This is a genomic window from Acinetobacter sp. SwsAc4, assembly GCF_013391535.1.
Lineage (GTDB): Bacteria > Pseudomonadota > Gammaproteobacteria > Pseudomonadales > Moraxellaceae > Acinetobacter.
Map to the genome: position 1 here is coordinate 25,276 of NZ_JACAXC010000032.1, position 9,455 is coordinate 34,730.

At 33.3% G+C, this 9,455-nt stretch carries 9 protein-coding genes; 1 reads left to right on the forward strand and 8 read right to left on the reverse strand.

The features are described from left to right. Nucleotides 1-103: 103 nt before the first annotated feature. The 3 genes from HYG88_RS15325 to HYG88_RS13070 are packed head-to-tail and all read right to left on the reverse strand — an operon-like array spanning nt 104 to nt 2,664. The gene (locus HYG88_RS15325; protein WP_256413857.1) at nt 104-982 is read right to left on the reverse strand and encodes a 3'-5' exonuclease; all 879 of its coding nucleotides are present in this window, start codon (nt 980-982) and stop codon (nt 104-106) included. Beyond that, on the reverse strand, nt 969-2,006 hold the full coding sequence (locus HYG88_RS15330) for an ATP-dependent helicase (protein ID WP_256731750.1): 1,038 nt from the start codon (nt 2,004-2,006) through the stop codon (nt 969-971). The genes HYG88_RS15325 and HYG88_RS15330 overlap by 14 nt, the downstream gene beginning before the upstream one ends. Continuing rightward, a complete protein-coding gene (locus tag HYG88_RS13070) occupies nt 1,972-2,664 on the reverse strand; it encodes a TOPRIM nucleotidyl transferase/hydrolase domain-containing protein (RefSeq protein WP_338326823.1) in 693 nt (230 codons plus the stop codon). The genes HYG88_RS15330 and HYG88_RS13070 overlap by 35 nt, the downstream gene beginning before the upstream one ends. Nucleotides 2,665-2,899: 235 nt before the next feature. Between HYG88_RS13070 and HYG88_RS13075 the strand changes: the two genes are divergently transcribed. After that, the gene (locus tag HYG88_RS13075; protein WP_005088780.1) at nt 2,900-3,502 is read left to right on the forward strand and encodes a sce7726 family protein; all 603 of its coding nucleotides are present in this window, start codon (nt 2,900-2,902) and stop codon (nt 3,500-3,502) included. Here HYG88_RS13075 and HYG88_RS13080 read toward each other — a convergent pair. The 5 genes from HYG88_RS13080 to HYG88_RS13100 all read right to left on the reverse strand — a co-directional run bounded on the left by HYG88_RS13080 (nt 3,441) and on the right by HYG88_RS13100 (nt 9,372). Further along, nucleotides 3,441-4,526, reverse strand: coding sequence for a beta family protein (locus tag HYG88_RS13080; RefSeq protein ID WP_035374994.1), 1,086 nt, complete (start codon nt 4,524-4,526; stop codon nt 3,441-3,443). The genes HYG88_RS13075 and HYG88_RS13080 overlap by 62 nt on opposite strands. Next, entirely contained in the window at nt 4,507-5,751 is a 1,245-nt protein-coding gene (locus HYG88_RS13085) for an ImmA/IrrE family metallo-endopeptidase (RefSeq protein WP_005088776.1), read from the reverse strand. Before HYG88_RS13085 ends, HYG88_RS13080 begins: the two co-directional genes overlap by 20 nt. Nucleotides 5,752-5,753: 2 nt before the next feature. Then, nucleotides 5,754-6,227: a hypothetical protein gene (locus HYG88_RS13090; protein ID WP_005088774.1), complete on the reverse strand. Its 474-nt coding sequence runs from the start codon at nt 6,225-6,227 to the stop codon at nt 5,754-5,756. 96 nt (nt 6,228-6,323) lie between these two features. Further along, a complete protein-coding gene (locus HYG88_RS13095; protein ID WP_178883239.1) occupies nt 6,324-7,919 on the reverse strand; it encodes a Tn7-like element transposition protein TnsE in 1,596 nt (531 codons plus the stop codon). Further along, entirely contained in the window at nt 7,903-9,372 is a 1,470-nt protein-coding gene (locus tag HYG88_RS13100) for a TnsD family Tn7-like transposition protein (RefSeq protein ID WP_151711499.1), read from the reverse strand. Before HYG88_RS13100 ends, HYG88_RS13095 begins: the two co-directional genes overlap by 17 nt. Nucleotides 9,373-9,455 lie beyond the last annotated feature (83 nt).

The window sequence follows — 9,455 nt, forward strand, 5'->3', positions numbered from 1 at the left end:
TTACAGTTCAATGCTTTATGAACCGCAACAAAATCTACTATAAGTATGAAAATTTCATATTATAGATCGTTAATAGTTTATTGCACAGACTCAAGATCTTTGCTTAATAATCCTTTTCCATCTCTAACATAAATCTAGATTTTTTCTGCTTCTTAAAATCACCCCAAGGCATTTTTCTATATTTAGGATAAGAAACATATAACCATCTTTTTGCCCTAGTCACTGCAACGAAAGCACTATTTCTCTCATCTTCGAATTGCTCTTTTGAAAGTGCTCGATAATCTGGGAATACCCCTTCACACATGCCCATTAAGAAAACAATATCTTTCTCTAATCCCTTCATAGTATGAACTGTACTTAAGGTCAAACCTTTCTCTGAGTTATTTTCAGAAAGCTGTCCTAGCACCAATGCATTCCTAAAAGCCTTCAGAGAGTCGCCTATCCCTTTTCTTTTAAAGATTGTCCATGTGTGATTAAACTCATCTAGTTCTTGGATACTCAATCTAATATCTTCATATTTGGTATCTGAAATATTTGATTGTCTTCCAATCCAAATAGTGAATTTATCACGAAAGTATTTGATTAATTTAGGTATTTTAGGATTATCAACTTCCAAACTATAAACAGCAATTAATAATTCTGATAAGAGTTGTCGATTAGGATCACTTGAAATATTTATTTTATCCGCTAATTCCAATAACACATCATTATTCCAATTTAGAGGTTCCTCTAATTGGAGTAGTTGACATAATTTTTTACCATTAACCCAATCCTTTGGATTCAACTTAATTCGAATAGAAAAATCTAAGGTTTTAGCAAATTTAGTTGATGGTTCAAGTAATCTTTCCCCTTTTTTGAGAGAATAGACAATATTATTATCTCTAAGCACCTCCTCCAAACTACTAAATACAAAACGATTTCTCGCTATAACTACCATCTTATCAAGTGTAATTTCACCTTCAATTTCATCATGTATTCTCATTTGAAGTAAATTTTGTATCTGAGCTAAAATCCCCCTTAGCTTCCTCTATTTCGTCCTCATACTCATTAAAATGTACCTGCCCCTTCAGAGCATACTCACTTACAACCTGAGAATCCGATTTTAGCTTATTCACAACTTGAATAACTTCTCTAGTACTTCTATAGTTATCTTTTAAGTCATATTTTTTTGGTAAAAAATCCCTTACAAATTCATCACATAGATATCTATTAGATGACCCATTAAAACCATAAATCATCTGATTAGGGTCACCAACCATAAAAACACTTTTTAATGTATCGCCACAAAAAGCTTTGATAAATTCATACTGTATTTTGTTAAGATCTTGAGCCTCATCAACACAAATATGTTTATATTTAGCTCTGTAAATTTTGGCAATCCAATCATGTGTTATCAATATTCTATGTGCGTAAATTAAAATATCATCATAATCAATTCCGCCACTACGGATCATTGAATCTTGATAAGCTTCATATATTTTCCATACATTTTTATTTGGATACTCTTCAAGAATATCAAACTCTGTAAGTATCTCTCTTTTAATCTGAGCAAACACATCTAAATATTTCTGTAACTGCTTTTCTCTGTTTTTTAACTCTCTCGAATCTACCACATTAAGATATTCATCAACATCTATGCCATCTTCACGTAAAGATTGCATAAAAATTTCCATTTTATCCTGATCTCTTTCATAAACATGAAGGTCAGTAGGTAAACCAACAGTATGACCATATTTTTCAAGAATCCTTTGACCCATTGAATGAATAGTCGTAATCCATGTTCTTTCTTGAATATTTTCCTCGAAAGATAATCGCATCAACATTTCATCAGCAGCTTTATTAGTAAATGTTAGAGCTATCACTCCATTCTTTTTGGTATTCGCTAAGATATATTTTATACGCTCAGTTAAAACCCGAGTCTTTCCTGCACCAGCAGATGCTAAGACCTGAATAGGTACATCCAAAGGAGACTCAACTATCTGAAGTTGTATTTGTGAGAGATTCATATCCAATTCCAGTAGTTATTTGTTGAAAAAGATCTTTTAGTTTTTGTGGCAATTCATCAGCAGTTAAAGATAATAAACTTTCAGCAATAGCCTTTGCATACTGAGGTTTACTTGAGTCTAAAATTTCAAGAATCGCTCGCTTTCTACCTTCATCTCCACTGTAATCTCTAAGTAGAGATTCAAATATAGGCTGATTACATAATGTACATGGTGGTCTAGCTGACTTTTTAGGTTTTAATGGAGTACCATTTTTACGCTCTATCCAATTTTCTATAAAATTTTCACCATTCACCAGTTTAATAGAGTGTTCTATCAATGCTGTATAATTCTGTTCTAATAAATATCCTTCAAAGTCTGTATTATTTAAGATAGTAATATTATTACAGCTCATCAAGTCAACTGATCCGAATACTTTTTCATAATTAGTTTTTAATTCTTGTACTGTTTTAGATTCTCCATCAGAAAATATGAATACAGGTATGTCAAAATCTTTGGCTAATATAAGAAAGGGAAGATATTTAGCTCCTGAGCCATTCACTGCAACAAAATTTATGCCTAGCTCAAAAGTAGTTTTTCCACAATAAGTCTCAAATAACAAGGGTAAGACTTGATCTTCTGTCTCTCCCTCGGAAAGTACAATAGCCCTTGATATGGTCAGACAAAATAGTTGTTAACTAAAGAACAACCAAAATCAAAGTGTTAGATAATTTCTTTGCTATATAAATGACAAAATAGTTTTTAACTTAAAATAAAAAATTTAAAACTTCCTATTTTCATAATTACAAAATAGTTGTTAACTGTCTACGGAAATTGTTAGTCTTTCTATCGTCTAAGTTTTCTACATTGTATAATACATCTTTAAATATAGGTGAAGTTTAGATACTTTAAAGAAAATGAATGCAACAAATGATCAAGATATTCGTCATGCTTTACACAGTAGATTGCAAAAGCAATACTACGTTAAAGACGATCATTTAGTCGTTGATGAGCTATCTTTAGAGCATGGTCGAAATCGAGTAGACATAGCAGTGTTTGATAACTGTATTCATGGCTATGAAATTAAGAGTTCTAAAGATAATCTACTTAGATTACAAAATCAGTTATCACAATATTCAAAAAGCTTGCAAAAAGTCACCTTTGTTGTAGCAGAAAATCATTTTAAAGATGTAATGATTTCTACCCCTGAATGGTGTGGGCTTATTCTAGCCACTAAAGGTCCTAGAGGTGGCGTAAGTTTTCGTTCTATTAGGCGAGCTAAACTTAATCCAAATGTAGACTTCATTAGTCTAGCTCATATCTTATGGAAGTCAGAAGCTATTGACCTACTGTATCAATATGGTATTACAGAGAGACTTGAATATAAAACTAGAAAAGAATTGTATAAGCAATTGAATCAAGTTATGACTGTCCAACAATTAGCCTTGGAAATTAAAACTAAATTATTGAAGCGTGGTAACTGGAGAGTTGATGAACAACCTTTGTCATATGATGGTTGATTGCCACTTGCTTCCATGTTCCTAGGTTTCCAAAGTTTGCTTTACCATTAGCAGTATCATGAATTCGTTTATCCCCATCAGAGAAAGGAACTCCTTTGTAACCTGGTAGTCCAATAACATTTGCACAAAGAGAAACCATTTGGATCTCATTCCCTCTAAATGCTTTAGCTTTTAAGACGTGCCAATGCTGAGGCAGTGTATAAATTAATTTTGCTGATGGGTTGACCTTCCGCATATCCATAGGAGGGAGAAACTCTATATCATCAGTTGTGTAATCTCCAAAAGTTGGTAATTTATCTTTGAACTTCTTTATAAGATAAGGATATAGCATCCATTCATGGCGAGTAAACAACCCACCAGGCTGTTTAATCTCTCTTAGATTCAGTGAATGTGCTGCTATAACAAAAGAACGATAACTTTTGATGTTGTTTATCTTATTAACTTTCATAAAGATTAAGTTGGAAAACAAAGCATATGGCTCAAATTTATCAGGTGTTTTTAAATCAATAATCAAATCTATATTATTTATATTTAAATCAAACATCTCCAATACTTGATCAATTTCACCATTTATATTTGGCTTATCTAAATCTTCAAGAAAAAGTCTTAAAGCAAGGCCGCAATTTTGTGTACTAATAATTGATTTAATTTCTGTTAAATACCATTTAGACTTTTCGAAAGAAATAACGGGAATTAGTTTACATCCCATAGCAAGACTCTTGGTATATACATATTTTATAACATTTTCTCCATTGTCCATGATTCCTTGTTCAATACTGTCATGAAAGTCTAGAAGAGCAAGTCTAGAACCCCATTTGTCTTTGAGCCGTTTTGGCATCGGCTCAATATGTTCTTGAATGGTTTTCTTTAATCGCTTTTCTTCAAAATCATATTCGATTGGAGGCATTATTATATAAGGGGTGATAAGATCCTTAATCTCTTTTTTGAGTTTAAACAATGCTTGGTATTCACTTTGTCGCCACTTTAAGAAAGGAACATAATGGTTACTCAGAATCATATTCATCACCCCAGAATAATTTTCTTACTTGCTTTAATCCAACTTTTTCATTAAAAATTTGATAATTATTGTTTTCTCTTCTTAATCTACCAGCAATAATACTTGGGTGAATATTTAGATTTCGGGCATCTTCATTTAAGGCATCTTCATTGATATAGAACCTACACATGCACATATCCCATTGTTCTGAAGGAATTAGGTTGTTCAGTGCAAAGTTGTCAGCTTCAATCTCAACCTCATCTTTAGTTATACCTACGTCTTCATCAACTATAGAGGTGCGTTCCGCATTCAGATGAAGAAAAATATGACCTAATTCATGGAAAAGAACAAACCAAAAATTATCTAGGCGATCTTGTCTTAATGTGAGCCCTATTACAGGGATTGAAGTATTTGGCAAAAGCATTGCAGCACCATCAAGATATGTAGATGGTAAATGTGGCTCTACAATTAGTATAATTCCTTTTGATAAAAGAAATTCTTGAGCTTCTAAAGGTCCATTTGAATTAGTAGAAATTCTAACTAAATGATTTAGCCAAGATGAATCTTTATTAAATTTTGGCACCTTAATTTGCTTTGTTATCTCTTTTGCTTTACTGAGAACCTGAATCTGCCATGCAAGCAATGAGTATTCATTGGGGGAGTTTCCATTAAAGTGAAACTTTCTATGTAATGCTAATTCATATTGCTCGTTACCAAAAAGATCTGTAAATCGTGCTTTGATTGCACTTATTGGATCAATATTGCCTGATAATAACCATTTACGTTTTAACATTTCTTTAATTGGAAATTTATTCCAATCAATTGGAGACGTATGTACAGTTAAACTATTCGATATTTTTTCTTCTAAAAAGTCATTTATTCTTAATAAAGAAATAGAATCTAAATGTCTATAAAGGTAGTCTTCCTGTCTTTTTATTTCCTCAATACTAACATTTAAAAGTGCAGCTATATCTTCTTGAGAAATATCATTAGCTATTCTGATATAAACTAGATTTTCTGGGTATTTAAGTATTTCCTTTTTTACAGGAATTTTGTGTTTAAATTTTTGGCTAATTTCTAAGAACTCATCACGCTCTTCAACTAATTCATTTAAAAATACATTTAAAGAATCTAATTCTAATTTTGATATAAAGGGAGCGACAGAAGTATCTTTCTCTACTTCAATAATTGTAGCTTGTATCTGCTTAATTTTTTGCTCTGTTAGACTTAATTCAAAAGAGTTTAAAATCATTTTTACACTCCCTGATTCATTAAAGAAAATTCGGCTTGAAGATCTATTACAATAATCCCTTTTTCCTGATTTGTATGTTTTTCATTCTTAAAAAAGTCTTTAAACAATTTGCCTGATGCTCTTTCTGTACAGTTGGGGAAGAGCTCTCCTCCAAATCGTGCTTTTTGGGCAGTAGTCCCATTACTTAAATCTAGAAAAATTGGATCAACAATATTAAAGTCAACCTGTTCAATGCTCCAACAAGCATCAAAATCACCAGGCATATCTTTTTCAGTGACATAGCTTCCATCAAGGTATAAATACTTACATCCTGACCGAGCGAGTAAATTAGCTGCGTTTACAAGTCCATTAAATAGATTAAGTCTATGCGGATTAAAGGCTAAGGTTTGTTTAACCTCTTGTAATGTAGCAAGATGTTCACCAGGAGGTAAAATCCGCCATGGTGCCCCACATAGTGTTTGAAAACTAGGTAGCATAATTCTTGGTTTTGTTTATTGAATGAACAAATTATAGCAAAAGTTAAAATATTTTTCCTTATCATTTGGTCTGATAAACTGATAATTTTCCTTGATTTAAAATAGATCCTTTAACACATTCATAATTCTTACAGCCCAATTATTAACAGCTTCTGAAGAGTCATTTCCTTGTGATGAAAACCGTGGATGGACAATATGAGTATGGGCATTTGCACCAAATACATCATCAAACAAATCATTTGGCCATGACAGTGATTTTGCGACTAGATGAGTCTTAATTTTATCTAAATAAATCTTCCAATCATCGGTTGTCAGGTAGATTAACTTAGTTGATATACTTTTTACCCCATCTGATGTATCTAATTCAATGAGAAGAAAGTCATCACTTCTATAGCAAAGGTGAACAAACTTAATGGTTCGTAGTTTATCTTTACTGATTCTATGACACTCGGAACGCCCAACTTTCGTAAGCTCATGGGTAAGTGATTCATATAGCACACATTGATGTGTAGATTGAAGCACTTGTATCATCGAGTTGAAATCATGATAGCGTTGGGCATATTTCTGATCATAATTTGTGTAGTCCTTTTTCCCTCCTACATCTGCCGCAGGTAAATCGCCTGCACTATTTGCCTCGTCTGTACTCGCTAAATGACCAGAAGCCGATTCATCATTTTCAGCATCCGTGCTTTTCTGTCCTGTTATTTTGGTTTTCCCTTTCTTGTTGATGGTCAATGGTTTTTTGAAACTCACCCATGACTCATTACCATCCAAAATACGAACTCCGTGCTCTATGGACGCTGTCGTACCATCTTCAATTGTAGGGTCAAGCGTACTACTATATTCGGGTTTGTAGCCTTGTTCCGATTGTTGTCCTTCCGTCTTGATTTGAGTGAAAGATGGGTGATCAAAACTAATGTCAGTAGGAATATCAGTATCGATTTCTATGCCAACAATTTCTTCAACAAGAAAAGCATCTTGTGACCTATTATATCTTCCTCGAAAATGGAGTGTCCAACCGTCCATTGAGGGTGGATCAAATTGAAAAATCCATTTCTTCCATCCATCCTTATCAATCAGTTGAGTATTAAAATAACGACAAATGCTTTCAAATGACTGTTTGGCATTAGGATCAAGTAGTAACCAGGCTAATAGACATTGGGTTCCCTTTTGATTTACAAGTTTTAAAGGCATTGTATTTTCTAAAAAGACAATTACTGTTTCCTCATTATCTTGGCATATTGCAAATTCATTTTGAATGGTCGTTGTACTGAGGCTTGCCCGACAAAAATAAGAGTTAATGAGAAAAAGTGTTCTTGCAAGCTCAAACTGTGGTAGATGAATAGTGACCTGATTGGGTCCTTCTATAATGAAACTAGTTTGTATTCCCTCAAAATATGTAAGATTTGAATCCGTTGATAATTCATCAAAATCTTTTAAAAGAGAGGGGGTTAGAAAATTCTGATCAGACAAAGTAATCACTAGATTCGGTTTAGATAATTGTCTTTCGCTACAGTTTAGTTTTTTGCCACGAATTAACATGGCTGCATTGCTAAAGTTAGTAAATTTCTTTTCTTGTTTTGGTGAGCATTGTAGGTTAATACTCCAGATTTTTGATTTTGAACCTTTGAATAGGCCGCCAATATGTGTAACTGTTACATTATGATCAAAATGATTAATTTTTACCGTCATGAGTATTGAAAAATCCAGATAGTTTTAGAATTCTTGCTGCATCAGGGGTGATTCTTTCTTTGCTAAGTCCTGCCAAGCGGAAAACTCGCCATAAGTGCAACGGTTGAAAATCTGAAGATAAGATTTTAACAGCTACACAGACTCTGCGTAGCTGGTATTCAGTAATACTTTCAACATACTTTACCAAAAAGCATCTAACCAATGGGAGCTTAGAGAGGTTATGCTCTATGCTTGAATGTTGTGGTAATTGCATAAGATACCAGTTTCTAGAACGTCTAGGTGTAGGACTCAGATCATCTTTGAATTGGTGAGCAAGTCGCAATAGTACTTTTGCATATTCTCGATCACGATTATGCCAGTCTACACGAGTGTTAAGAGGCGAACGTACTACTTGATGTTTGGAATTATATTGTTGAAGCCATTTATAATCATGGCGATATAACCACGCATAGATGGCACCTCCATTGCTTATGGAGCGACTCACCTTAATACCATTCTTTCTAACAAGCTGCTGCCACTTTTTACGGTATTCTGCACACTTTACAATATCTAAGTCATTTTCAATAGTTGTTGTTTTTACTATGAAAACTGGCTGAATATGTTGAGCATGATGAAAAATATTTTCTAATTTCTCTCGTGAAAGAAAAGTTTGCCAAACAAGTAAATGTTCAAAGAAACTAAAGCTTTTTCGGTGCTTACGGAATATATTTTTTAACCAAGAATTTTCCTCATTTTGATGACAAAGTAGATTTTTAGCTTGAAGATATTCTTGACCCCAATATTGTAAGAACAGTTCTAAAATTTGATCGTGTTTTATATGTTGCCCACGTGCATACCCAGAGTCTTGTGCCAATCCATAATAGAAGTGAGTCCATTGGTCAAAAGATATTGATGGATATGAGAAAAGATTCAGTAATTGCTGTATTGGTGCTGATATGATGAGGTCTTGAGAAAAGACTGAGCCAACTGATTCTATTGAAAAATGTGATTCTATGAATGGCTGAAAATGATGTCTGGAATCTGATGGTTTTTCTTTATAAATAGATAAGGATGAACCATGTTCTATACATATCGGTAGATTGGGTATGAACCAGTCTCTTTTCCAAAAAGCTTCACCATATTTTATTAGCTGAATTTCAATACATTTTGGACAAGCCTGAAAGTTCTGAACGGCTTTAATTCTAGATGCAGCAACGCCTAACATTGTATGCAGAGCCCCATTAGTTTTTCCGTGCATTAGCTCAATGGCTTTATCACGTATATTCTTTGGAACGAATGGGGCGTAGAGGGAAAATAAAGTATGTTGCCTTATTAGGTTATCAGTTGAATATTGTTTTGTATTCCTTAGCAGATATGCAATATTTGTGATATGGCTAGGTAGATCCAGCGTGGCGATTACATATCGATTCCCAAATACTGGGCAGAGTAAAACTTGAAGTGCGACATAAACCACCTAATTAATTTAAAGGGTTTATGGAGTATATAAAATTGTCATACCATCATCTTAACTTTGAAGATCGTACTGCATTAATGCTT

What these genes read in the sequence shown, in the direction of transcription:
- HYG88_RS15325 (WP_256413857.1), bottom strand. Translation starts at nt 982, where the DNA reads ATGAGAATACATGATGAAATTGAAGGTGAAATTACACTTGATAAGATG.
- HYG88_RS15330 (WP_256731750.1), bottom strand. Translation starts at nt 2,006, where the DNA reads ATGAATCTCTCACAAATACAACTTCAGATAGTTGAGTCTCCTTTGGAT.
- HYG88_RS13075 (WP_005088780.1), top strand. Translation starts at nt 2,900, where the DNA reads ATGAATGCAACAAATGATCAAGATATTCGTCATGCTTTACACAGTAGA.
- HYG88_RS13080 (WP_035374994.1), bottom strand. Translation starts at nt 4,526, where the DNA reads ATGAATATGATTCTGAGTAACCATTATGTTCCTTTCTTAAAGTGGCGA.
- HYG88_RS13095 (WP_178883239.1), bottom strand. Translation starts at nt 7,919, where the DNA reads ATGACGGTAAAAATTAATCATTTTGATCATAATGTAACAGTTACACAT.
- HYG88_RS13090 (WP_005088774.1), bottom strand. Translation starts at nt 6,227, where the DNA reads ATGCTACCTAGTTTTCAAACACTATGTGGGGCACCATGGCGGATTTTA.
- HYG88_RS13085 (WP_005088776.1), bottom strand. Translation starts at nt 5,751, where the DNA reads ATGATTTTAAACTCTTTTGAATTAAGTCTAACAGAGCAAAAAATTAAG.